A 23238-nucleotide genomic window follows, 5' to 3' on the forward strand; every position below is an offset into this window, starting at 1 on the left:
ATCGCTTTGGTTCTTCCTGAAGTTTCCCCAGCGTCCGTGTTCGCTCCAGTAGATAGCGTAAAGATGTTGAAGCTGTGACAGCTTAATCAGCGAGACGGGCCGCTACAATCACTATTCCCGTCACAAATGAAAATATTTCTCATATCAGTCGGCGGCGACGGGTGGGGTGGGCGTCTGTCGCATGGACAGCGTGGTGCCTACCGATGCGACGATGATCGCCAGAATTGCCAACCATTGGGTGGTACTGAGTACTTCGCCGAGAAACAGCAGGCCGGACAGCGCGCCAAAGGCCGGTTCGATACTCATCAGCGTGCCGAAGGTGCGTGCAGGCATGCGTGTCAGGGCGACCATTTCCAGGCTGTAGGGCAGGGCGGTGGACAGTACCGCGACAGCCAAGGCCATTGGGATCACGGCTGGGGTGAGCAAGGCGCTGCCGGCGTGGATTACGCCGATAGGGGCAACGAACAGGGCGGCGACGACTACCCCGAGTGCGGCACTCTGGATGCCGTGCTCGGCGCCGGCGCGTTGGCCAAACAGGATATACAGCGCCCAGCACACGCCTGCCCCCAATGCGTAGGCGGCGCCCACCGGGTCAAGTGCTTGCCCACCATCGCCTGCCGGCAGCAATAGCAACAGGCCAACAATCGCCAGGGCGATCCAGAGGAAGTCGATCGGGCGGCGCGAAGAGCAGATCGCCACGGCCAGGGGGCCGGTAAATTCCAGTGCCACGGCAATGCCGATAGGTACCGTCTGCAGAGACATATAGAAGAGGAAGTTCATGCCGCCGAGTGCCATGCCATAGATGATGACATTGCGCAGGGTGTTGGCGGTCATGCGGACACGCCATGGGCGCAGGATCAGCAGCATGATGATGCTGGCGAAGATCAGGCGCAGCGCGGTGGTGCCCTGAGCGCCGATGATAGGGAACATGCTTTTGGCCAGTGACGCACCGGATTGTATCGATGCCATGGCGATGAGCAGCAGGCCGATGGGAAAGAGCGTGGCGGCCAGGCTGCGGGCTTGGGTGTTCATTTATGTGCGGCGATCCTTGAGCAGGCGTGGGTGTGCACTATAGTGCGCACTTGTGGGGCTGCGGGGCAATGGGTTATTGGGTGTAAGGGTGGTGGCCGCGCGCCAATCCCTCACCAATAACTGGCCCGAAACAAATGTAGGAGCGGCCTTGCGTCGCGATGCGCCGCGCGGGCGGCGCTCGATCTCATAGGCGCCGAAAGGGTAATGGCGGGCACCTGTCAGCCTTGATGCGGTCTTTTCTGCGGTTATTTCACTTTAATGAACATTAAGGGTTGACGCGATTTCGAATCCCCTTATAATGCGCCCCACTTCCAGCGTAGTCGGAACGAAAAGCTCCTTGAGATTCAACGAGTTAAATAGTCAAGACGAAGTTTGAAGGGCTCCGATCGAAAGATCGTCAGCGGTTAAGATGGTGGTTGACAGCGCTTCTAAACGCTGTATGATTCGCCTCCCGCTACGAGAGATCGCAGCGAGTCAAGTGTTTGAAGCTAAACGAGTTTCTCGAAAAAACTTCAAAATAAACGCTTGACAGCAAATGAGGAAAGCGTAGAATGCGCGCCTCGGTTGAGACGAAAAGCTCTTAACCAACCGCTCTTTAACAAATTGAATCAAGCAATTCGTGTGGGTGCTTGTGAGTACGGACTGATAGTCACAAAGATTATCAGCATCACAAGTGACCATGCGAGAAATCACATAGTCATTTGAGATTGCTGAGCCAAGTTTAGGGTTTCTTAAAAACCCAAGCAGTATTGAACTGAAGAGTTTGATCATGGCTCAGATTGAACGCTGGCGGCAGGCCTAACACATGCAAGTCGAGCGGATGAGAAGAGCTTGCTCTTCGATTCAGCGGCGGACGGGTGAGTAATGCCTAGGAATCTGCCTGATAGTGGGGGACAACGTTTCGAAAGGAACGCTAATACCGCATACGTCCTACGGGAGAAAGCAGGGGACCTTCGGGCCTTGCGCTATCAGATGAGCCTAGGTCGGATTAGCTAGTTGGTGGGGTAATGGCTCACCAAGGCGACGATCCGTAACTGGTCTGAGAGGATGATCAGTCACACTGGAACTGAGACACGGTCCAGACTCCTACGGGAGGCAGCAGTGGGGAATATTGGACAATGGGCGAAAGCCTGATCCAGCCATGCCGCGTGTGTGAAGAAGGTCTTCGGATTGTAAAGCACTTTAAGTTGGGAGGAAGGGCAGTAAGCGAATACCTTGCTGTTTTGACGTTACCGACAGAATAAGCACCGGCTAACTCTGTGCCAGCAGCCGCGGTAATACAGAGGGTGCAAGCGTTAATCGGAATTACTGGGCGTAAAGCGCGCGTAGGTGGTTTGTTAAGTTGAATGTGAAAGCCCCGGGCTCAACCTGGGAACTGCATCCAAAACTGGCAAGCTAGAGTACGGTAGAGGGTGGTGGAATTTCCTGTGTAGCGGTGAAATGCGTAGATATAGGAAGGAACACCAGTGGCGAAGGCGACCACCTGGACTGATACTGACACTGAGGTGCGAAAGCGTGGGGAGCAAACAGGATTAGATACCCTGGTAGTCCACGCCGTAAACGATGTCAACTAGCCGTTGGAATCCTTGAGATTTTAGTGGCGCAGCTAACGCATTAAGTTGACCGCCTGGGGAGTACGGCCGCAAGGTTAAAACTCAAATGAATTGACGGGGGCCCGCACAAGCGGTGGAGCATGTGGTTTAATTCGAAGCAACGCGAAGAACCTTACCAGGCCTTGACATGCAGAGAACTTTCCAGAGATGGATTGGTGCCTTCGGGAACTCTGACACAGGTGCTGCATGGCTGTCGTCAGCTCGTGTCGTGAGATGTTGGGTTAAGTCCCGTAACGAGCGCAACCCTTGTCCTTAGTTACCAGCACGTTATGGTGGGCACTCTAAGGAGACTGCCGGTGACAAACCGGAGGAAGGTGGGGATGACGTCAAGTCATCATGGCCCTTACGGCCTGGGCTACACACGTGCTACAATGGTCGGTACAGAGGGTTGCCAAGCCGCGAGGTGGAGCTAATCTCACAAAACCGATCGTAGTCCGGATCGCAGTCTGCAACTCGACTGCGTGAAGTCGGAATCGCTAGTAATCGCGAATCAGAATGTCGCGGTGAATACGTTCCCGGGCCTTGTACACACCGCCCGTCACACCATGGGAGTGGGTTGCACCAGAAGTAGCTAGTCTAACCTTCGGGAGGACGGTTACCACGGTGTGATTCATGACTGGGGTGAAGTCGTAACAAGGTAGCCGTAGGGGAACCTGCGGCTGGATCACCTCCTTAATCGACGACATCAGCCTGCTGATGAGCTCCCACACGAATTGCTTGATTCATATGTGAAGACGATCAAGACCCTATATAGGTCTGTAGCTCAGTTGGTTAGAGCGCACCCCTGATAAGGGTGAGGTCGGCAGTTCAAATCTGCCCAGACCTACCAATATGCGGGGCCATAGCTCAGCTGGGAGAGCGCCTGCCTTGCACGCAGGAGGTCAGCGGTTCGATCCCGCTTGGCTCCACCACTCTTGCAGTACCTTGATCAAACTTAGAAATGAGCATTCGCGTCGAATGTTGATTTCTGGCTTTTGTCAGATCGTTCTTTAAAAATTCGGATATGTGATAGAAATAGACTGAACACTACTTTCACTGGTAGTGGATCAGGCTAAGGTAAAATTTGTGATGTGCTCTTAACTGAGCAGCATGCGAATTTTCGGCGAATGTCGTCTTCACAGTATAACCAGATTGCTTGGGGTTATATGGTCAAGTGAAGAAGCGCATACGGTGGATGCCTTGGCAGTCAGAGGCGATGAAAGACGTGGTAGCCTGCGATAAGCTTTGGGGAGTCGGCAAACAGACTGTGATCCAGAGATCTCTGAATGGGGGAACCCACTCAGCATAAGCTGAGTATCTTGTACTGAATACATAGGTGCAAGAGGCGAACCAGGGGAACTGAAACATCTAAGTACCCTGAGGAAAAGAAATCAACCGAGATTCCCTTAGTAGTGGCGAGCGAACGGGGACCAGCCCTTAAGTTGGTTTGAGATTAGTGGAACGCTCTGGAAAGTGCGGCCATAGTGGGTGATAGCCCCGTACACGAAAATCTCTTATCAATGAAATCGAGTAGGACGGAGCACGAGAAACTTTGTCTGAATATGGGGGGACCATCCTCCAAGGCTAAATACTACTGACTGACCGATAGTGAACTAGTACCGTGAGGGAAAGGCGAAAAGAACCCCGGAGAGGGGAGTGAAATAGATCCTGAAACCGTATGCGTACAAGCAGTGGGAGCCTACTTTGTTAGGTGACTGCGTACCTTTTGTATAATGGGTCAGCGACTTATATTCAGTGGCGAGCTTAACCGAATAGGGGAGGCGTAGCGAAAGCGAGTCTTAATAGGGCGTTTAGTCGCTGGGTATAGACCCGAAACCGGGCGATCTATCCATGGGCAGGTTGAAGGTTAGGTAACACTGACTGGAGGACCGAACCGACTACCGTTGAAAAGTTAGCGGATGACCTGTGGATCGGAGTGAAAGGCTAATCAAGCTCGGAGATAGCTGGTTCTCCTCGAAAGCTATTTAGGTAGCGCCTCATGTATCACTGTAGGGGGTAGAGCACTGTTTCGGCTAGGGGGTCATCCCGACTTACCAAACCGATGCAAACTCCGAATACCTACAAGTGCCGAGCATGGGAGACACACGGCGGGTGCTAACGTCCGTCGTGAAAAGGGAAACAACCCAGACCGTCAGCTAAGGTCCCAAAGTCATGGTTAAGTGGGAAACGATGTGGGAAGGCTTAGACAGCTAGGAGGTTGGCTTAGAAGCAGCCACCCTTTAAAGAAAGCGTAATAGCTCACTAGTCGAGTCGGCCTGCGCGGAAGATGTAACGGGGCTCAAACCATGCACCGAAGCTACGGGTATCATCTTATGATGATGCGGTAGAGGAGCGTTCTGTAAGCCTGTGAAGGTGAGTTGAGAAGCTTGCTGGAGGTATCAGAAGTGCGAATGCTGACATGAGTAACGACAATGGGAGTGAAAAACTCCCACGCCGAAAGACCAAGGTTTCCTGCGCAACGTTAATCGACGCAGGGTTAGTCGGTCCCTAAGGCGAGGCTGAAAAGCGTAGTCGATGGAAAACAGGTTAATATTCCTGTACTTGCAGTTATTGCGATGGAGGGACGGAGAAGGCTAGGCCAGCTTGGCGTTGGTTGTCCAAGTTTAAGGTGGTAGGCTGAAATCTTAGGCAAATCCGGGATTTCAAGGCCGAGAGCTGATGACGAGTTGCCTTTAGGCGACGAAGTGGTTGATGCCATGCTTCCAAGAAAAGCTCCTAAGCTTCAGATAACTGGGAACCGTACCCCAAACCGACACAGGTGGTTAGGTAGAGAATACCAAGGCGCTTGAGAGAACTCGGGTGAAGGAACTAGGCAAAATGGCACCGTAACTTCGGGAGAAGGTGCGCCGGCGAGGGTCAAGGACTTGCTCCGTAAGCCCATGCCGGTCGAAGATACCAGGCCGCTGCGACTGTTTATTAAAAACACAGCACTCTGCAAACACGAAAGTGGACGTATAGGGTGTGACGCCTGCCCGGTGCCGGAAGGTTAATTGATGGGGTTAGCGCAAGCGAAGCTCTTGATCGAAGCCCCGGTAAACGGCGGCCGTAACTATAACGGTCCTAAGGTAGCGAAATTCCTTGTCGGGTAAGTTCCGACCTGCACGAATGGCGTAACGATGGCGGCGCTGTCTCCACCCGAGACTCAGTGAAATTGAAATCGCTGTGAAGATGCAGTGTATCCGCGGCTAGACGGAAAGACCCCGTGAACCTTTACTATAGCTTTGCACTGGACTTTGAATTTGCTTGTGTAGGATAGGTGGGAGGCTTTGAAGTGGGGACGCCAGTTCTCATGGAGCCATCCTTGAAATACCACCCTGGCAACTTTGAGGTTCTAACTCAGGTCCGTTATCCGGATCGAGGACAGTGTATGGTGGGTAGTTTGACTGGGGCGGTCTCCTCCCAAAGAGTAACGGAGGAGTACGAAGGTGCGCTCAGACCGGTCGGAAATCGGTCGTAGAGTATAAAGGCAAAAGCGCGCTTGACTGCGAGACAAACACGTCGAGCAGGTACGAAAGTAGGTCTTAGTGATCCGGTGGTTCTGTATGGAAGGGCCATCGCTCAACGGATAAAAGGTACTCCGGGGATAACAGGCTGATACCGCCCAAGAGTTCATATCGACGGCGGTGTTTGGCACCTCGATGTCGGCTCATCACATCCTGGGGCTGAAGCCGGTCCCAAGGGTATGGCTGTTCGCCATTTAAAGTGGTACGCGAGCTGGGTTTAGAACGTCGTGAGACAGTTCGGTCCCTATCTGCCGTGGACGTTTGAGATTTGAGAGGGGCTGCTCCTAGTACGAGAGGACCGGAGTGGACGAACCTCTGGTGTTCCGGTTGTCACGCCAGTGGCATTGCCGGGTAGCTATGTTCGGAAGAGATAACCGCTGAAAGCATCTAAGCGGGAAACTTGCCTCAAGATGAGATCTCACTGGGATCTAGAATCCCCTAAAGGGCCGTCGAAGACTACGACGTTGATAGGTTGGGTGTGTAAGCGCTGTGAGGCGTTGAGCTAACCAATACTAATTGCCCGTGAGGCTTGACCATATAACACCCAAGCAATTTGCTCATGCAGATTGCGGTGGTGAAGACACACGAACCGAAAGTTCGAATGTACATCACAACATCACATATCCGAATTCGCTGGGCTGTCCATCTGGACGTTCTGGCAACAGAATTTCTTGACGACCATAGAGCATTGGAACCACCTGATCCCATCCCGAACTCAGTAGTGAAACGATGCATCGCCGATGGTAGTGTGGGGTTTCCCCATGTGAGAGTAGGTCATCGTCAAGATTCATTTCGCAAAACCCCTATCTGCGCGAGCAGGTAGGGGTTTTGTCTTTTCCGGCTTGCACTCTCTATCGCGCTGCCGGGCACCCGACAATGAAATCTGCGTCATCTATGCCTGATTAATCGCGGGGTAGTGCTACCCTCGCGGAAATACTCAGCATGGATACCCATCATGGAAATGAACTGGCACCAGGCCCTGCAAGAGAGTCTGAGCTGGCTTGCAATTGCCTCGTTCATCACCTTGGTCTGCTTCACCGCAGCCGCCACACTGGCAGTACGTTATACCCGCTGGGGCAGCCAGTTCTGGCAGCTTGCCGGGGCATATTTCAGCTTCAGGCGCAGTTGGCGGCCGTTGTTGGTGTTTGCCTTGCTACTGGTGCTGACACTGTTCTCGGTGCGCCTGAACGTGCTGTTCTCATTCTGGTACAACGGGTTCTACAGTGCCCTGCAAGGCCTCGACCAGAATGCCTTCTGGTACCTGCTTGGGGTATTTGCGGTGCTGGCGACCATTCACGTATTGCGCTCGCTGTTCACGTTCTACGTGACACAGGCTTTCAGCATTCAATGGCGAGTCTGGCTCACCGAGCGCTTGACCCGCGACTGGATGCATGGCGATGCCTATTACCGTAGTCAGTTCCTCGCTGAGCCGGTAGATAACCCTGACCAACGTATCGAGCTGGACGTAAACGCGTTCGTCACCAACTCGGTGTCGCTTGCGCTCGGCGCGGTCAGCGCGCTGGTCTCGCTGGTAGCCTTCACTGGCATCCTCTGGGGGTTGTCGGCGCCGCTTGAAGTGGCGGGGTACGAGGTACCACGGGCGATGGTCTTTGCCGTTTACCTGTATGTGATCGTCGCCACCTGGATCGCCTTTCGTCTCGGGCGCCCGCTGATTCGCCTGAACTTCCTCAACGAAAAACTCACCGCCAACTTCCGTTACGCCCTGATGCGTCTGCGCGAAAATGCCGAAAACATTGCCTTCTACCAGGGCGCGGATGTCGAGCGGGGTACGTTGTTGGGCCGCTTTGGCGCATTGATCGTCAACGCGTGGGCATTGGTCTTCCGAAACCTCAAGTTCAGCGGCTTCAACCTGGGCATCAGCCAGGTCGCCGTGGTGTTCCCGTTCATCCTCCAGGCGCCGCGCTTCTTCAGTGGCGCGATCAAGCTGGGTGACGTCATGCAGACCTCCCAGGCATTTGGCCAAGTGCAGGATTCGTTGTCTTTCTTCCGTGAGTCCTACGATGCGTTTGCCCAATACCGTGCCACCCTCGATCGTTTGACCGGCTTCCTGGATGCCAACGAGCAGGCCAGTTCACTGCCGCGCGTCAACACCGAGGAACAGGCGCACGCCCTGGATATCACCCGTTTGCAGGTGCTTCGCCCCGATGGCCATCACCTGATCGCCGACCTCGCCCTGAGCCTGCGTGCCGGTCAGGCGCTGTTGATCAAAGGGCCGTCGGGTAGCGGTAAAACCACCTTGTTGCGCGCCCTGGCGGGCCTCTGGCCATACGCCGAAGGTGAGGTGAAACGGCCTACGGGGCATCAGGCGTTGTTCCTGTCGCAGCGGCCCTACCTGCCGTTGGGTGACCTGCGTACCATCATCGCCTATCCCTCGGCCAGCGTGCCCGAGGACGAAGCGCGCATGCAGCAGGCTTTGCGCCAAGTCAACCTGGCCCACCTTGCCGAGCGCCTAGATGTCAGTTGTGACTGGTCGCACATACTCTCGGTCGGTGAACAACAACGCCTGGCGTTTGCCCGCGTGCTGTTCAACCAGCCCCAGGTGGTGTTTCTCGACGAGTCCACCTCGGCAATGGATGAAGGGCTGGAGCATGCGCTGTATGCGCTGTTGCGCAGCGAAATGCCAGACACCTTGCTGGTCAGTGTCGGCCACCGCAGTACCTTGGCGGCGTTCCACACCCACCGCCTGGAAGTGGATGGGCATGGGGGGTGGTCAGTACAGGAGCAGCACCCGGCGCAGGTTCCGGTTTAGCGACATTGCACACGCGGATAACGGCAAGACGACGTCAGGGCTGGTGCTCGGTATGCTGCATCACGATCAACTCGGCACCGTCGTTGCGCACATTCCCTACGTCCTTGCCCACCGCAAACCACTCGAACGCCTCCACCGGCAGGCATCGCTCCCGCGCCAGGCGTTCGGCTTGTGCGGCTGGCACATCAGCGTCAATCCACGCGCGCGCGTCCGCCGGCCCCAGCACCAGAGGCCGGCGGTCATGGATGTCGACCATTCCCTCATCACTGGCGGCGGTGATGATCACGAAGCCATCGCCCTCGTTGGGCGCCAGCCCCGTGTGCACTTCGGCCAACGCGGCCATGAACATCGGCGCGCGGCTTTTCAGGCGGATGTAATAGGGCTGCTTGCGCTTGGCATCGTGCGGGTCGGCCACCCATTCGTACCAACCATCCGCCATTACCAAGGCCCGCCCCTGAGGCCACAGGGCCTTGAAGAACTTGCCGGTGGTCACTGTCTCGACCCGCGCATTGATGGGGGTCGGGTGTTTGCGAGTGGCCCAGAAAGGTGCCCAGCCCCAGTGGCAAGGGTCGATGCGCAGGCCGTGCTCGGCATTGTGCAGGATCAGCACCCGGCTGCCGGGGGCAACGTTGTAGCGTCCGATTGGCAGGTTGTCGTAGCCGCTGATTACGTCCTGTTCGGCGTCCAGTTCACGCAGGTAATCGGCCAGGCCCTGATATTGAGCGAAGCGTCCGCACATGGCATGTACCCCCACTTGTCGAAATTTCCTACGCCGAAATTGACCTGATACTCAGCAGGTCGATACTGTATCTATATACAGTTAATTTCAAGGTCGTACCATGACATCCATCCTGGGCCCCATCACCTGCGGTAGCGGTGTTGTTCCACGTTATCTGTTCCGTATCCCGGCAGGCTTTCCGTCACCGGCGGCGGATCACATGGAGCAGCCCATCTCGCTGGACGAACTGTTCAACCTGCGCGCCCCGCACATGTATCTGGTCAGGATAGACGGCGACAGCATGCAGGGCGCCGGGATCTTCGACTGCGACCTGGTGCTGGTCGACCGCTCCCTCGAAGCGCGGCATGGCCAGATCGTGATCGCTGCGGTCAATGGCGAGCCGCTGTGCAAGCGGCTGCACCGCATTGGCGGACAGGTGGCGTTGCGCTCGGAGAATCCGCGTTACCCGCCGAGGTACATCCTCGAAGGCGACGAGTTGACGATCTGGGGCGTGGTGACGTTCAGCGTCCGCAGCCATGACCTGAAATAGCGGCGCAGCCCGTTCAGCGCAGCAGGCGAAGCCCTGCAAAGGTAGCCCCGGCGCACACTGCGTGGGATCTTCGGCAAGGCCTTGGCGGGTGGCCATGTGCTGGGGTTTCTCGACGCTGCGCATCGGCCTTGTGGTTACGTTCGAAACTGTAGGAGCCCTGGCCCAAGATGCAAATCGGATGAGCGGGTAGCAGCATCCGCGCAGCGGTGTGTTTAACTGTATATAAATACAGTATTCGTGTTGCCGCCCGATGAATCCTGCTCCCGTTTTCGCCCTGATCGATTGCAACAGCTTCTACGCCAGTTGCGAGCGTGTGTTCCGCCCCGATCTGTTGCGCACACCCATCGTCGTGTTGAGCAACAACGACGGCTGCATCATCGCCCGCAGCGCCGAGGCCAAGCAGTGGGTGAAGATGGGCCAGCCGTATTATCAGGTGAAGGAGCTGCTGCACCGCCATGGCGTCGTGGCTTTTTCATCCAACTACGCGCTGTACGGCGACATGAGCCAGCGCGTAATGACGGTAATCGAAGGCATGGTCCCGGCACTGGAGGTGTATTCCATCGACGAAGCCTTCGCGGACCTGGCCGGCGTGCCTGGCGACCTCGACTACCTTGGCCGTTGCATTCGCGAGCGGGTGCTCAAGCACACCGGCATTCCTGTGGGCGTTGGCATCGCCGGCACCAAGACCCTGGCCAAGCTGGCCAACCATGCGGCCAAGCGCTGGGCGGTGCACAGCGGCGGGGTGGTCGACCTGCGGGTTGCGTCGCATCGTGAGTGGGTGCTGAAAAAGTGCGACGTGTCCGAGGTCTGGGGCATCGGCAAGCGCCTCACCGCGCACCTGCAGGGCTTGGGCATCCGCACGGCCTGGGACCTGTCCCGCGCCGAGCCGGGCTTGTTGCGCAAGACCTTCAGCGTGGTGGTGGAAAAGACCGCGCGCGAACTGGCCGGCACGCCGTGCCTGCAACTGCAGGACATCGATCCGCCACGCCAGGAAATCTGTTGCAGCCGTATGTTCGGCCAGCGCCTGACCGAACTGGCGCCCATCAAGGAAGCAGTGGCCACCTACGTGATGCGCGCCTCGGAGAAGCTGCGTGGCCAGGGTTCACTGGCGAGCAAGATGCGTGTCAGCATCCGTACCGGCATGTTCAACCCGGACGAAGCCAAGTATGCCAATGGCGTGGTGGTGCAGTTGCCATACCCTACCGATGACGTGCGGCTGCTCACGCGCATGGCCCTGGAGGCGGTGGGCCGGGTGTATCGGCAGGGCTTTCGCTACAGCAAGGCAGAGGTGTTGCTGTTGCAGTTGTGCCGGCGCGGGGAGTTCACCGGCGACTTGTTTACGCCGTCGCAGACGCTGCAGACGGAGCGGGTGATGAGCGTGATCGACGGTGTGAATGCGCGCTGGGGCAGGGGCACGCTGCGCAGTGCGGCGGTGCCGGCGGCGGCGCAATGGGCGATGCGGCGTGAGTTGATGAGCGCAGGCTTTACCACGCAGGTGGATGGGTTGTGGCGGGTAAACCGCGCGCCCACAGAGCGCTGATGCACCTAAATACTCAAGCGCACCGCCAACGCCGCCAATGTCACCAGCAACACCGGACCGTCAGCAGTACCCCGACCTTGAAGTAATCCCCCCAGCCAATGCTGACCCCTTTGCGCGCCAGCACATGCAGCCCCAGGTTCGACACCACCAGCGGCAGGCTGGCGGTGTCGGCGATGAAACCTGCGCCCATCACGAAGGCCAGAGTCGCGGCAGGCGAGAAGCGCAGCGCCAGCAGCATCGACATGACGAGGTCTCGATGGGCCAAAGAGGCCGCCACAGAGTAGGGCAAGCTCGGGCGTTTCAGCAAAGTTCCGTTACAAACATGTAAGTTTCGTAAATAAGATTTAAACTCATTTGAGAATCACTATATTTACCACCCCTATTGACCTCCACATTGTGTTTGCGAGGGCGGTGGGCGAGGGCTCTCCGGCCTGGCAAGGATGTGCCTTTCGCTCATGAACCGCAGGAGATGTACCGATGCAATCCAGAACCTCACCCAACAGCCTGGCCCTGGCGTTCGTCGCGCTGGCCTCGCCGGCCATGGTCGCGACCGCAGCCCACGCCGAAGAGCAACGCACGGGTGAAGTGCTGGAAGTACCGGCTGCTGAAAATACCCTGGTCATCCAGGACACCCTCGTCACCGCCGAGCGCGAGGCGCGGCAGGCACTGGGTTCGTCGATCATCACCGAAGAAGACATCAAGCGTCACCCTCCGAGCAATGACCTGTCCGAGCTGATCCGTCGCGAGCCCGGGGTCAACCTGACCGGCAACAGCGCCAGCGGTGCGCGCGGCAACAACCGGCAGATCGACCTGCGCGGCATGGGGCCGGAAAACACCTTGATCCTCATCGACGGCAAGCCTTCCAGCGCCCGTAACGCCGTGCGCTACGGCTGGAACGGCGACCGTGACACCCGTGGCGAAACCAACTGGGTGCCGGCTGAAGCGGTCGAGCGCATCGAGATCCTGCGCGGGCCGGCGGCGGCGCGTTACGGCTCCGGCGCCATGGGTGGGGTGGTCAACATCATCACCAAGCGCCCGACCGATGAGCTCAAGGGCAGCGTCAGCCTGTACACGCAGATGCCCGAAGACAGCGCTGAGGGTGCCAGCCGCCGCGCCAACTTCAACCTGGGCGGCGGGCTCACCGAAAACCTTGGGTTCCGCCTGTACGGTGGCCTGGCCAAGACCGATGCCGACGACCTGGACATCAACGCCAGCCATGCCAACAGTGCGTTGTCGGCTGGCCGCGAAGGCGTGCGCAACAAGGACATCAACGGCCTGTTGAGCTGGAAGCTCAACGATGAGCACCGCCTCGAAGCCAGCGCCGGCTACAGCCGCCAAGGCAACCTCTACGCCGGCGACACCATGAACAGCAACGGTGGCAGCAATGTCGAGCTGATCTCCAGCCTGTATGGCCACGAGACCAACGTGATGCAACGCAACACCTACGACCTGACCCACCTGGGCGACTTCACCTGGGGCACCAGCAAGACCACCCTGGCCTATGAATACGTGCGCAACTGGCGCCTCAACGAAGGCCTGGCCGGTGGCCCGGAAGGCGCGATCAACGACAGCGGCGCGGCCATGTCGCGGCTGCGCAATACACGCCTGAGCAGTGAAGTGAACCTGCCGTTCGCGATGGGCAGCACCGAACATGTGCTGACCCTGGGGGGGGAGTACCTGTACGAGTCGCTGAACGATCAGGGCTCGTTCCGCCCGCAGAGTTTCGACCCGAGCGGCGGTGGCAACGACGCGATCAGCGGCTTCGATCGCAGCAACTCGAAGATGACCGCCAAGAGCTACGCGCTGTTCGTCGAAGACAACATCATTGTTGGCGACACCACCGTCACCCCGGGCCTGCGCTTCGACCACCACGAAACCTTCGGCGACAACTTCAGCCCTAGCCTGAACCTGTCGCACAAGCTGACCGAGGCGCTGTCGCTCAAGGGCGGTATCGCCCGGGCCTACAAGGTGCCGAACCTGTACCAGTCCAACCCCAATTACCTGCTCTACAGCCGGGGTAACGGTTGCAGCGTGCAGCAGACCAACTCCGGTGGCTGCTACCTGCAGGGCAACGCCGACCTCAAGCCCGAGATCAGCGTCAACAAGGAGATCGGCCTGCTGTACGACCGTGGCACCTGGCGTACCAGCGCGACCTACTTCCGCAACGACTACAAGAACAAGATCATCGGTGACACCGATGTGCTCTACACCATCAACAGCGGCCGTCGCGTGACCCAGTGGGAGAACGCCGGCGAGGCGCGCGTGGAAGGTATCGAGGGCAACTTCTTCATCGAGCTGACCCCGACCCTGGACTGGAACACCAACCTGACCTGGATGCTCGACAACGACAGCCGCGAGACTGGCGAACCGCTGTCGGTGATCCCGGAATACACGGTCAATACCACCCTCGACTGGCGCGCCACCGACAAGCTGTCGTTCCAGGTCGCGGGTACGTACTTCGGCAAGCAGAAATCGCCGACCTACAACTACCGCACCCAGGAAAGCTACGACCAGGATGCGCAGCAGGATGTGGAAGCCTACGGCCTGGTGGACGTGAGCACGGGTTACAAATTCAACGCCAACTATGACGTGCGGGTGGGGGTGAACAACGTGTTCGACAAACAGATCCTGCGCGGTGGCAATGCCAGCAGCTCGGGGGCCAATACCTATAACCAACCGGGTCGGGCGGTGTTTGCCTCGTTGAACATCACCTTCTGACCCCTGGGGCCGCTGTGCGGCCCTTTGCGATCGGTCGGCGCGAAGCAAGGCCGCTCCTGTACGCAGGCGCGGCCTTGCTTCGCGCCCCATCATGACCTTTGAGGGACACCCGATGATCCAAGCCCCCGCCTGGCTGCAGATCCTCTCCCGCAGCGCGGCCGCACTGTTTGGCGGCTACGCGCTCAGCTACGCCGCCAGTGCCTGCCTGGCCCGGTTGTTGCCGCTTTCAGCCGCCGATGCAGTCATTGTCGCGACCCTGCCAGCGTTCGTCTTCTACACCGGCGCAATCCTCTGGGCCTTTGCCAGCCGTGATGCCGTGCGCGCCTGGGCACCCTTGGCCCTCGCCGCACCGCTGGCATTGCTCGGCTTCTGGCCGCAGGCATTGGGGTGGCTGGCATGAAGAATACCTTCACACAATCGATGGCCTGGCTGCATACCTGGGCCGGGCTGATCTTCGGCTGGCTGTTGTTCGCCATCTTCGTCACCGGCACCCTGGCGGTGTTCGACAAGGAACTCGACCACTGGATGCAGCCAGAGGTCCCGGCTACCGAGGTTTCCCAGGCCGATGCCGCGCGACGGGCCGTTGCCTACCTGCAGGCCCATGAACCGCAGGCCGGCAACTGGGGCATCAGCCTGCCGACCGAACGCTCGCCGGGGTTGCGCGTATCCACCGGCGACCGTCGCCATGGCGGTGGCGTGCAGCTCGACCCGCGAACCGGCGAGGCCATCGAGGTGCGTGACAGCGTTGGCGGCAACTTCTTTTTCCGCTTCCATTTCACCCTCGACCTGCCGCGCAACTGGGGCATCTTCGTGGTTGGTGCGTTGGCGCTGGTGATGCTGGCCGCATTGGTCACCGGCATCGTGATCCACAAGAAAATCTTCAAAGAGTTCTTCACCTTCCGGCCCAACAAGGGCCAACGTTCGTGGCTGGACTTTCACAATGCCAGCGCTGTGCTGTTGCTACCGTTCCACCTGATGATCACCTATACCGGGCTGGTGATCTTCATGCTCATCTACATCCCGGCAGGGGTCGATGCGCTGTTCGAAGGCGACAGCCGCGCCTACTTCAATGCCCAGGGCAATGCCCGCCTGGAGCAGCCTCGGCAGCTGGCCAGGCAGCCGGGCCAACTGGTCGATGTAGCACCCTTGCTGGCCCAGGCCGAGGCTCGGCTGGGGCCGCTGGGCGGCCTCAACATCCGCAACCCCAACACGGCCGGTGCGCGCATCGAAATCCGCCCCGAGCTGGGCAACCGCATCGCCCTCGCCAAAGGCCAGGCCATGGTCTTCGATGGCGTCAGTGGCGAGCTGCTCAGCGATGTACCGCAATGGCGCGCGGCCCCCCTGACCCAGCGGGTGATGGTCGGCCTGCACTTCGCGCAGTTTGGCGGTTACCCGATGCGCTGGTTGTACTTCATCTGTGGGCTGGTCAGTTGCGTGATGATCGCCAGTGGGTTGGTGCTGTTCTGCGTCAAGCGTGGGCGCAAGTATGGCAACGGCACGGCCCAGGCTTCGGCGCGGCGCTGGTACCGGGTGGCCGAAGTGTGCAATGTCGGTTTCATCAGCGGCTTGCTGCTGGCCTGCGTGGCCCTGCTGTGGGCCAGCCGCGTACTGCCGGTCGAGCTGGCGCAACGGGAAAGCTGGGAAGTGCGTACGTTCTTCGGTGTGTGGGTGTTGGCGCTGTTGCATGCAGGCGTCAGGCCGGCCCGGCGGGCTTGGGTCGAGCAACTGCTGCTGGTGGCCGTGCTGTGCATCGGCTTGGGCGCACTGGGCGGCGTGGGGGATGCGATGCGCGTGGGGGTGGTACTCAGTGCCCTGGTGATGGGCGTTTTGCTGGGGCTGGTGGCGTGGCGGGTGGGCAAAGCGGTACCGGCGCCGATCCGGGCCAAAGCTGGGCGCAATGTGGAGGCTGGCGCATGATGATGTGGGTCACAGGTGGCGTGTTGTTCGCCTACGTCGGCATGCTCGGGCTGTGCCAAGGCCTGGAACGGCATTACAAGCAGGTATGGCAGCGGCCCTGCCCACGTGCGCTGCGTGTGGGGTTGCGCGGCGCGGGATGGCTCGCGTTGCTGGTCAGCCTGCTGTTGTGCGCTCAAGCCTGGGGGTGGGCCATGGGGCCGGTGGCCTGGCTGGGCGCGATGTCGTTGTCGGGGATGCTGCTGGTGATGCTGCTGCCGTACTGGCCACGGCTGGCCGTCGGCTTGGCGGCGGTTGTGCCTGTGTGGGGGATGGTGCAGCTGTTTGGGTGATGCCCGTTACTGAGCAGGGGTCAGGCCCAAAAGCCAAACAGCAGCAACGCTGCAACGCCTAGGCCCATTGCAATCGAACACCCCCCCAACGACAGCGCCGCGCGCCCTTGGCGGTACCAACCGTCCTGGCCAAGTTGCCGGGCCGGGGCCAGCAGGCTGCGCCAGCGCAACTCGGTGTCGTGAAACGCCTGCAAGTTCGCCGGGTCGGCATCCAGCCAGCGGCGAAAGTCGATGCGCTCGCACGCGGTCACGTGGGGGCTCTGCAGGCGCACGTACCATTGCCCGGCAACGCTCGCCAGCACATCGAGGCGCGAACGGCCTGCCTGCAGCGCCTGGTTCATATGGCGCTCGATGCTGCTCAACGGCAAATCAAGCCGGGCAGAGAGGGTGGCGAAATCCAGTTGGTCAAGACGGTTGAGCAGGAACACTTGCTGGACGCGTCGGGGCAGGCGTTTCAGGGCATGCAGCAGGGCGTCTTCGGCAGCGTGCTCGGCAGTGGCGGTGGGGTGTTCAAGGGGCAGCAGCAGACGTGTCATGGACAGCTCCTTGCTCAAAAGGGGAGGTGTGGGGGCATCTTCCTTGATGCCTCATCAGCGTAGGTGAAACGAGATTGATTCTCAAGTGCTGATTCGGCAAAGTTTTGTAATGAGCGTTCACGGTCTGACACACTTTTGCTATCATGCCGGCCACTCACGATCTTCATTAGCCTGAAGAGCAAAAAAAAAGACCCGGCAAAAAGCCGGGTCAAAAACCGTGATTAGCCTGATGAGGAGATAATCTGAGAGCGACCTAAGCTCCAGGTTATCCAGCAGATCTCGCGATCAGCTGAGTGCAATAATAATCGTTATCATTTGCCAGTCAAATGATTTTTCGCTAATTCGGTAAAATAGTTTTACCGATGCGCTTCCTTGTCCCGGCAATCGGGGCCTTTGCCGTTACCCGGCCATCACGTATCTCCCTTCCTTGTTACCTACAAACCCGTCTGCGCGGTGCGTTTGTGCTCCAGCAGTGCGCGCGCCATGTCCATCATGTGCATCAATGCGAAGGTCAACTCGCGCTGGGTGCCTTGCTGATGGACAGCGGTTTCCTGCGCCGTGGCGGCGGCGCAGCGGAGCAGGGCGATGGCGTGCTCCTGGGCTTGCTCACCGCTTACGCCTTCGTGGAGCGTCCAGATCTTGTTCTCGGTACTGGGGCGCGTCGGGTTGGGGTTGAGGTAGTAGTCGAGGGCGCGGCGGGCCGCTTCGCTGTCGAGATCTGTTTCGTCGTTTTGCGGTGGTTTCATCCTGATACCTGCGAATGCCAATAGGGAAAGGGTTCAGGTCGATACTAATACCTAAAGTATTTTCGCGCTTTCTGATAAATAATACTGAATGTTTATTGAGCGCCGGAAGGCAGTCCGTATCGTGCCAGCGATGAATATGGATAAATGGATTGCCCTCGTCCGTGACCGGATGGAGGAGCTAGGGCTTACTCAAGAGCAGCTTGCCGAGCGCGTTGGCGTGTCGCAAGGCAGCGTAGGGCATTGGGTGAACAAGCGGCGACAACCGAAGATCGAGTCGATGAACCGAACGTTCATCGAGCTTGGCATGCCTCATTACAATGTCAGCTTACGGCTGCGCATCGTGGGGCAGGTTGGCGAGGTGCGAGGCATCTATGATGTGGATGATGCCGACGACGACCTGGATCTCATGCAATACATCGTGTGTTTCCGCTACCCGGTACTGAGTTGGGATGAACTCGGTGCAGAGGCGCTGGCGGAGCCTGTTGCATACGAGCAGACGGACTACATGGCCCAGGGCAAGGCGTTCTGGCTGACCGTTGAAAACGATGCGATGAGTGCCGCCAGTGGCCGCAGTGTGCCGCAGGGCATGCGCATGCTGGTGGACCCAGGGGTGGAGGCTGAGCCGGGGCGCTTGGTCATCGCCCGCCAACCGGGCAAGCAGGCGATTTTCCGTGAGCTGGCCGAAGAGGGTGGCCAGCTGTACCTGAAGGCGCTGAACAGCAGCTACCCGGCACTGTTGTGCGAGGAGGGCTGCGTGTTTCTGGGCGTGGTCGTGCGGGTGCATGGGGCGTTTTGACTGCTGGTTTTTGTAGCGCCCATGTGATCGAGCGCCGCCCGCGCGGCACTCGATCGCATAGACACCCCAGGCCTCAAGCCGGCCCGCCTTGAATCATTCCACCAATTCGACCAGCACCGTCCCTTCGCTGACCATATCCCCTTCCTGACAGAACAGCGCCTTCACCGCCCCAGCATGCGGTGCGCGAATGCTGTGCTCCATCTTCATCGCCTCCAGTACCACCAGCGCGGTACCGGCCTCCACCACCTGCCCCGGCTCGACCAGCACCCGCACGATGCTGCCGTTCATGGGCGCGCCCAGGCCACCTTGGTGGCTATGGCTGGCCTCAGCCTCGGCAATCGGGTCGAAGGCTTCGATGGCGTGCATCTCGCCCTCCCAGCGCAGGTACAAGGTGCCACCGCGGCGTATCGCCAGGTGCTGACGGCGCACGCCTTCCTGGTCGTGCACCAGTTGCTCGCCATCGAGCTGCCAGGTAGAGGCCGCGCTGTGTTCCAGCGCCACTGCCTGGTCCTGCCCGGCACTGGCCAGATGCAGACAGCTACGCGCTGGCAGCCCCAGGCGCAGGCCGTTGCGCTCAGCCCACGGCGAACGGTTGTCGTCGTCCCGTTGCTGACCGGCCTGGCCCTGTAGCCAGGCTTCGGCGGCCGCCTCCCAGAAAGGTGCTGGCAGCGCTTGCGGGGCGGGCAGCAAAACATCCTGGTGACGCGGGATGAACCCGGTGTCGAGCTCGGCCTCGGCAAACGCCGGGTGGGCGAGAATGCGCCGCAGGAAGGCGATGTTGGTCTTCAACCCGCCGATGGCGAACTCGTCCAGCATCGCCAGCAAGCGCAGGCGAGCCTGTTCACGGTCCTCGCCCCAGGCAATCAGCTTGCCCAACATGGGGTCGTAGAACGGCGACACCTCGTCACCCTCGCTGACTCCGCTGTCCACCCGACGGCCTTCGCCCGGGGTCGACTCGCGGTACAGGGCCAGCTTGCCAGTGGCTGGCAGGAAGCCGTTGGCCGGGTCTTCGGCATACAGGCGCACCTCGATGGCATGGCCGATCAGCGGCACCTGTGCCTGCGTGATCGGCAATGCCTCGCCGCGCGCCACGCGGATTTGCCAGGCCACTAGATCAAGGCCGGTGATGGCTTCGGTAACCGGGTGTTCGACCTGCAGGCGGGTGTTCATCTCCATGAAGAAGAACTCGCCGCGGGCATCGAGCAGGAACTCCACCGTGCCCGCACCCACATAGCCGATGGCCTGAGCAGCGCGCACCGCGGCCTCGCCCATGGCCTGGCGCTGCGCGGGGGACAGGCCAGGGGCAGGGGCTTCTTCGACCACTTTCTGGTGGCGGCGCTGGATCGAGCAGTCACGTTCGTTGAGGTACAGGCAGTTGCCGTGCTGGTCGGCGAACACCTGGATTTCTACGTGGCGTGGCTTGAGTACGTACTTTTCCACCAGCATGCGAGCATCGCCAAACGACGATTGCGCCTCACGCTGCGCCGAGGCCAAGGCGTCGGCCAGTTGGCTTTCGTCCTCGACCACTTTCATGCCTTTGCCGCCACCACCGGCGCTGGCCTTGAGCAGCACCGGGTAGCCGATGCGTTCGGCGGCGGCACGGAAGGTGTCCAGGTCCTGGGCTTCACCGTGGTAGCCCGGCACCAGCGGCACGCCGGCCGCGTCCATCAGGGCCTTGGCCGCCGACTTGCTGCCCATCGCGTCGATGGCGCTGGCCGGTGGGCCGAGGAAGATCAGCCCGGCGTCTTCGATGGCGCGGGCAAAGCCTGCGTTTTCGGAAAGAAAGCCATAGCCCGGGTGGATGGCTTGGGCGCCGCTGGCCTTGGCCGCGGCAAGCAGTTTGTCCACCAGCAAGTAGCTTTCGGCGGCCTTGGTGCCGCCGAGGTCGACGCGGATATCGGCTTCGCGGCTGTGCCGTGCGTCACGGTCGGTGGCGCTGTGCACGGCAACGGTGGTCAGGCCCATGGCCTTGGCGGTGCGCATCACCCGGCAGGCAATCTCGCCGCGGTTGGCGACCAGCAGGGTGGTCAACGGGGTGCGGCTCATGGGCGCGGCTCCTTGTTATCGTCGGTTTGCCAGGCTGGGCGGCGCTTTTCGAGGAAGGCGCGCAGGCCCTCCTGGCCTTCGGCGCTGACGCGGATGCGAGCGATGGTGTTTTCGCAGTAGCGGCGCAGGGCAGGGCTCAGCTCGCCGTCATCGACCTCGCGCAGCAGGTCTTTGCTGGCGCGCAGGGCTTGCGGGCTGTTGAGCAGCAGGTTGGCCACCCAGGCTTCGACCTGGGCATCCAGTTCATGGGCCGGGTACACCTCGGCCAGCAGCCCCAGTTCACGGGCGCGCACGCCGCTGAAGCGTTCGGCGGTCAGGGCATAGCGGCGCGTGGCGCGCTCGCCGATGGCCTTGACCACGAACGGGCTGATGACCGCCGGGGCCAGGCCGATGCGCACTTCCGAAAGGCACAGCTGGGCGTCTTCGGCGCCGATGGCCATGTCGCAGCAACTGATCAGGCCCAACGCGCCACCAAAGGCCGCGCCTTGCACCACGGCCAGGGTCGGCGCCTTGAACCGGTGCAGGGTGTACATCAGCTCGCCCAGCTCGTGGGCGTCATCGAGGTTGGTGTTGAAGTCCAGTTGTGCCGACTGTTGCATCCAGGCCAGGTCGGCGCCGGCGCTGAAGTGCCGGCCACGGCCACGCAGCAGCAGAAAACGCAGGCTGCTGTCTTCGGCTAGCTGGCCGAGGGCGACGATCAGCTCGCGGATCATCTGGGCGTTGAAAGCGTTGTTCTTGTCTTCGCGGCTGAGCCACAGGGTGGCGAAGCCGCGAGGGTCGTTGACCACTTCAAGGGTGCTGAAATCGCTCATGGATCACATCCGGAAAATGCCGAAGCGGCTCTGTTCGATCGGGGCGTTCAGCGCGGCGGACAACGCCAGGCCGAGCACGTCGCGGGTCTGTGCCGGGTCGATCACGCCGTCGTCCCACAGCCGGGCGCTGGAGTAGTAGGGGTGGCCCTGGTGCTCGTACTGGTCGAGGATCGGCTGCTTGAGCCTGGCCTCGTCCTCGGCGCTGAAGGGCTGGCCGCTGCGCTCGCTTTGTTCGCGTTTGACCTGGGCTAGCACGCCTGCGGCCTGCTCGGCGCCCATCACGCCGATGCGTGCGTTAGGCCACATCCACAGCATGCGTGGGTCGTAGGCGCGGCCGCACATGCCATAGTTGCCGGCGCCGAAGCTGCCGCCGATGATTACCGTGAACTTCGGTACCTGGGCGCAGGCCACTGCGGTCACCAGCTTGGCGCCATGCTTGGCGATGCCGCCTTCCTCGTACTTCTTGCCGACCATGAAGCCGGTGATGTTCTGCAGGAACAGCAGCGGGATGCCGCGCTGGCAGGCCAGTTCGATGAAGTGCGCGCCCTTTTGCGCGGCCTCGGCGAACAGAATGCCGTTGTTGGCCAGGATCGCTATCGGGTAGCCGTGCAGGTGGGCGAAGCCACACACCAGGGTGGTGCCGAACAGTGCCTTGAACTCATCGAACACCGAGCCATCGACCAGGCGGGCAATGACCTCGCGCACGTCGAACGGCTGCTTGGCGTCTGCCGGTACCACGCCGTACAGCTCATCGGCAGGATACAGCGGGGCGATCGGCGCCTGGCGCTGCAAGGTGCCCAGCTTGTGCCAGTTGAGGTTGGCCACGCTGCGCCGGGCCAGGGCCAAGGCGTGTTCGTCATTGTCGGCGTAATGGTCGGCCACGCCGCTGATGCGGCAGTGCACATCGGCGCCGCCGAGGTCTTCGGCGCTCACCACCTCACCGGTGGCGGCCTTCACCAGCGGCGGGCCGGCCAGGAAGATGGTGGCCTGCTGGCGGACCATGATCGCTTCGTCGGCCATGGCCGGCACATAGGCCCCGCCGGCGGTACACGAGCCCATCACCACGGCGATCTGCGGGATGCCCAGCGCGCTCATGTTGGCCTGGTTGAAGAAGATCCGCCCGAAGTGCTCGCGGTCAGGGAACACTTCGTCCTGACGCGGCAGGTTGGCGCCACCGGAATCGACCAGGTAGATGCACGGCAGGCGGTTCTGCAGGGCGATGGTTTGCGCGCGTAGGTGTTTCTTGACCGTCAGCGGGTAGTAGGAGCCGCCTTTGACCGTGGCGTCGTTGGCCACGATCATGCACTCCACGCCTTCGACTCGGCCGATGCCGGCAATCACGCCCGCAGCGGGCACGTCTTCGCCATACACCTCATGGGCGGCCAACTGGCCGATTTCGAGGAAGGGTGAGCCTGCGTCCAGCAGGCGGTCGATACGCTCGCGCGGTAGCAGTTTGCCGCGCGAGGTATGCCGCTCCTGGGCCTTGGGGCCGCCGCCCTGGGCGATGTGGGCAAGCAGGCCACGCAGGGCCTGGACCTGTTCGAGCATGGCCGCGCTGTTGCCGGCGAACTCCGCCGAACGCGGGTTGATCTGGGTGTGCAAGGTAGCCATG

General features: G+C 60.4%; 15 protein-coding genes, 2 tRNA genes, 3 rRNA genes and 1 pseudogene. 13 read left to right on the forward strand and 8 right to left on the reverse strand.

All coding sequences use genetic code 11. The features are described from left to right. Positions 1 to 144: 144 nt before the first annotated feature. Positions 145 to 1032 (reverse strand): threonine/homoserine exporter RhtA, encoded by an 888-nt coding sequence (rhtA, locus tag LJX93_RS08415; protein ID WP_033700271.1) that lies wholly within the window; start codon positions 1030 to 1032, stop codon positions 145 to 147. A gap of 751 nt (positions 1033 to 1783) precedes the next feature. Between rhtA and LJX93_RS08420 the strand changes: the two genes are divergently transcribed. From LJX93_RS08420 to LJX93_RS08445, 6 genes are all read left to right on the forward strand, one after another. Then, a 16S ribosomal RNA gene (locus LJX93_RS08420) occupies positions 1784 to 3320 on the forward strand. 77 nt (positions 3321 to 3397) lie between these two features. After that, a tRNA-Ile gene (locus LJX93_RS08425) sits at positions 3398 to 3474 on the forward strand. Positions 3475 to 3480: 6 nt separating this feature from the next. Next, a tRNA-Ala gene (locus LJX93_RS08430) sits at positions 3481 to 3556 on the forward strand. A 236-nt stretch (positions 3557 to 3792) separates the two neighbouring features. After that, positions 3793 to 6685, forward strand: a 23S ribosomal RNA gene (locus LJX93_RS08435). Between the two features lie 133 nt (positions 6686 to 6818). Further along, positions 6819 to 6934: ribosomal RNA gene (gene rrf / locus LJX93_RS08440) — 5S ribosomal RNA — on the forward strand. The 16S, 23S and 5S rRNA genes sit together here with 2 tRNA genes alongside, the layout of an rRNA operon. Before the next feature lie 169 nt (positions 6935 to 7103). Next, positions 7104 to 8918 (forward strand): ABC transporter ATP-binding protein/permease, encoded by a 1815-nt coding sequence (locus LJX93_RS08445; RefSeq protein WP_033696665.1) that lies wholly within the window; start codon positions 7104 to 7106, stop codon positions 8916 to 8918. 34 nt (positions 8919 to 8952) lie between these two features. Here the strand turns inward: LJX93_RS08445 and LJX93_RS08450 are convergent, their stop codons facing one another. Beyond that, a complete protein-coding gene (locus tag LJX93_RS08450) occupies positions 8953 to 9657 on the reverse strand; it encodes an SOS response-associated peptidase family protein (protein ID WP_227696943.1) in 705 nt (234 codons plus the stop codon). Positions 9658 to 9757: 100 nt separating this feature from the next. Here LJX93_RS08450 and LJX93_RS08455 point away from each other — a divergent pair, with 100 nt between their 5' ends. Both LJX93_RS08455 and LJX93_RS08460 read left to right on the forward strand, forming a co-directional pair. After that, positions 9758 to 10186, forward strand: a complete 429-nt coding sequence (locus LJX93_RS08455; RefSeq protein WP_227696944.1) for a LexA family protein — start codon at positions 9758 to 9760, stop codon at positions 10184 to 10186. Positions 10187 to 10436: 250 nt separating this feature from the next. Continuing rightward, on the forward strand, positions 10437 to 11726 hold the full coding sequence (locus tag LJX93_RS08460; RefSeq protein ID WP_227696945.1) for a Y-family DNA polymerase: 1290 nt from the start codon (positions 10437 to 10439) through the stop codon (positions 11724 to 11726). 70 nt (positions 11727 to 11796) lie between these two features. Here LJX93_RS08460 and LJX93_RS27460 read toward each other — a convergent pair. Continuing rightward, positions 11797 to 11997 (reverse strand): annotated as a pseudogene (locus tag LJX93_RS27460) (ArsB/NhaD family transporter); the annotation flags it as partial. Between the two features lie 206 nt (positions 11998 to 12203). On the opposite strand from LJX93_RS27460, the gene LJX93_RS08470 reads away from it, so the two are divergent. The 4 genes from LJX93_RS08470 (at position 12204) to LJX93_RS08485 (ending at position 16690) form a co-directional block, all read left to right on the forward strand. Next, on the forward strand, positions 12204 to 14444 hold the full coding sequence (locus LJX93_RS08470) for a TonB-dependent siderophore receptor (RefSeq protein WP_033696670.1): 2241 nt from the start codon (positions 12204 to 12206) through the stop codon (positions 14442 to 14444). Positions 14445 to 14556: 112 nt separating this feature from the next. Further along, entirely contained in the window at positions 14557 to 14844 is a 288-nt protein-coding gene (locus tag LJX93_RS08475; RefSeq protein WP_033696671.1) for a hypothetical protein, read from the forward strand. Further along, entirely contained in the window at positions 14841 to 16361 is a 1521-nt protein-coding gene (locus LJX93_RS08480; protein ID WP_033696672.1) for a PepSY-associated TM helix domain-containing protein, read from the forward strand. Before LJX93_RS08475 ends, LJX93_RS08480 begins: the two co-directional genes overlap by 4 nt. After that, on the forward strand, positions 16358 to 16690 hold the full coding sequence (locus LJX93_RS08485) for a DUF3325 domain-containing protein (RefSeq protein WP_047583942.1): 333 nt from the start codon (positions 16358 to 16360) through the stop codon (positions 16688 to 16690). The genes LJX93_RS08480 and LJX93_RS08485 overlap by 4 nt, the downstream gene beginning before the upstream one ends. A gap of 20 nt (positions 16691 to 16710) precedes the next feature. Here LJX93_RS08485 and LJX93_RS08490 read toward each other — a convergent pair whose 3' ends face one another. Together LJX93_RS08490 and LJX93_RS08495 are read right to left on the reverse strand one after the other, a co-directional pair. Beyond that, positions 16711 to 17226 carry a DUF4880 domain-containing protein gene (locus LJX93_RS08490; RefSeq protein ID WP_033696674.1) on the reverse strand — a complete coding sequence of 172 codons (516 nt, stop codon included), beginning with the start codon at positions 17224 to 17226 and terminating at the stop codon, positions 16711 to 16713. A 434-nt stretch (positions 17227 to 17660) separates the two neighbouring features. Further along, complete coding sequence (locus LJX93_RS08495) at positions 17661 to 17972, reverse strand: DUF6124 family protein (protein ID WP_033696675.1); 312 nt, start codon at positions 17970 to 17972, stop codon at positions 17661 to 17663. A gap of 88 nt (positions 17973 to 18060) precedes the next feature. On the opposite strand from LJX93_RS08495, the gene LJX93_RS08500 reads away from it, so the two are divergent. Beyond that, a complete protein-coding gene (locus LJX93_RS08500; protein ID WP_095064378.1) occupies positions 18061 to 18768 on the forward strand; it encodes a LexA family protein in 708 nt (235 codons plus the stop codon). 93 nt (positions 18769 to 18861) lie between these two features. Here the strand turns inward: LJX93_RS08500 and LJX93_RS08505 are convergent, their stop codons facing one another. From LJX93_RS08505 to LJX93_RS08515, 3 genes are read right to left on the reverse strand one after another with little or no spacing between them, the layout of a single operon-like run. Then, a complete protein-coding gene (locus LJX93_RS08505; RefSeq protein ID WP_033696677.1) occupies positions 18862 to 20814 on the reverse strand; it encodes an acetyl/propionyl/methylcrotonyl-CoA carboxylase subunit alpha in 1953 nt (650 codons plus the stop codon). Further along, the gene (locus LJX93_RS08510; RefSeq protein WP_033696678.1) at positions 20811 to 21626 is read right to left on the reverse strand and encodes a gamma-carboxygeranoyl-CoA hydratase; all 816 of its coding nucleotides are present in this window, start codon (positions 21624 to 21626) and stop codon (positions 20811 to 20813) included. The genes LJX93_RS08505 and LJX93_RS08510 overlap by 4 nt, the downstream gene beginning before the upstream one ends. A gap of 3 nt (positions 21627 to 21629) precedes the next feature. Next, positions 21630 to 23237 carry a carboxyl transferase domain-containing protein gene (locus tag LJX93_RS08515; RefSeq protein ID WP_033696679.1) on the reverse strand — a complete coding sequence of 536 codons (1608 nt, stop codon included), beginning with the start codon at positions 23235 to 23237 and terminating at the stop codon, positions 21630 to 21632. Position 23238 lies beyond the last annotated feature (1 nt).

It is taken from the genome of Pseudomonas sp. HN2-3 (assembly GCF_020691745.1).
In the GTDB taxonomy this organism is placed as follows: domain Bacteria; phylum Pseudomonadota; class Gammaproteobacteria; order Pseudomonadales; family Pseudomonadaceae; genus Aquipseudomonas; species Aquipseudomonas capeferrum.

What these genes read in the sequence shown, in the direction of transcription:
- rhtA (WP_033700271.1), bottom strand. Translation starts at nt 1,032, where the DNA reads ATGAACACCCAAGCCCGCAGCCTGGCCGCCACGCTCTTTCCCATCGGC.
- LJX93_RS08445 (WP_033696665.1), top strand. Translation starts at nt 7,104, where the DNA reads ATGGAAATGAACTGGCACCAGGCCCTGCAAGAGAGTCTGAGCTGGCTT.
- LJX93_RS08450 (WP_227696943.1), bottom strand. Translation starts at nt 9,657, where the DNA reads ATGTGCGGACGCTTCGCTCAATATCAGGGCCTGGCCGATTACCTGCGT.
- LJX93_RS08455 (WP_227696944.1), top strand. Translation starts at nt 9,758, where the DNA reads ATGACATCCATCCTGGGCCCCATCACCTGCGGTAGCGGTGTTGTTCCA.
- LJX93_RS08460 (WP_227696945.1), top strand. Translation starts at nt 10,437, where the DNA reads ATGAATCCTGCTCCCGTTTTCGCCCTGATCGATTGCAACAGCTTCTAC.
- LJX93_RS08470 (WP_033696670.1), top strand. Translation starts at nt 12,204, where the DNA reads ATGCAATCCAGAACCTCACCCAACAGCCTGGCCCTGGCGTTCGTCGCG.
- LJX93_RS08475 (WP_033696671.1), top strand. Translation starts at nt 14,557, where the DNA reads ATGATCCAAGCCCCCGCCTGGCTGCAGATCCTCTCCCGCAGCGCGGCC.
- LJX93_RS08480 (WP_033696672.1), top strand. Translation starts at nt 14,841, where the DNA reads ATGAAGAATACCTTCACACAATCGATGGCCTGGCTGCATACCTGGGCC.
- LJX93_RS08485 (WP_047583942.1), top strand. Translation starts at nt 16,358, where the DNA reads ATGATGATGTGGGTCACAGGTGGCGTGTTGTTCGCCTACGTCGGCATG.
- LJX93_RS08490 (WP_033696674.1), bottom strand. Translation starts at nt 17,226, where the DNA reads ATGACACGTCTGCTGCTGCCCCTTGAACACCCCACCGCCACTGCCGAG.
- LJX93_RS08495 (WP_033696675.1), bottom strand. Translation starts at nt 17,972, where the DNA reads ATGAAACCACCGCAAAACGACGAAACAGATCTCGACAGCGAAGCGGCC.
- LJX93_RS08500 (WP_095064378.1), top strand. Translation starts at nt 18,061, where the DNA reads ATGTTTATTGAGCGCCGGAAGGCAGTCCGTATCGTGCCAGCGATGAAT.
- LJX93_RS08505 (WP_033696677.1), bottom strand. Translation starts at nt 20,814, where the DNA reads ATGAGCCGCACCCCGTTGACCACCCTGCTGGTCGCCAACCGCGGCGAG.
- LJX93_RS08510 (WP_033696678.1), bottom strand. Translation starts at nt 21,626, where the DNA reads ATGAGCGATTTCAGCACCCTTGAAGTGGTCAACGACCCTCGCGGCTTC.
- LJX93_RS08515 (WP_033696679.1), bottom strand. Translation starts at nt 23,237, where the DNA reads ATGGCTACCTTGCACACCCAGATCAACCCGCGTTCGGCGGAGTTCGCC.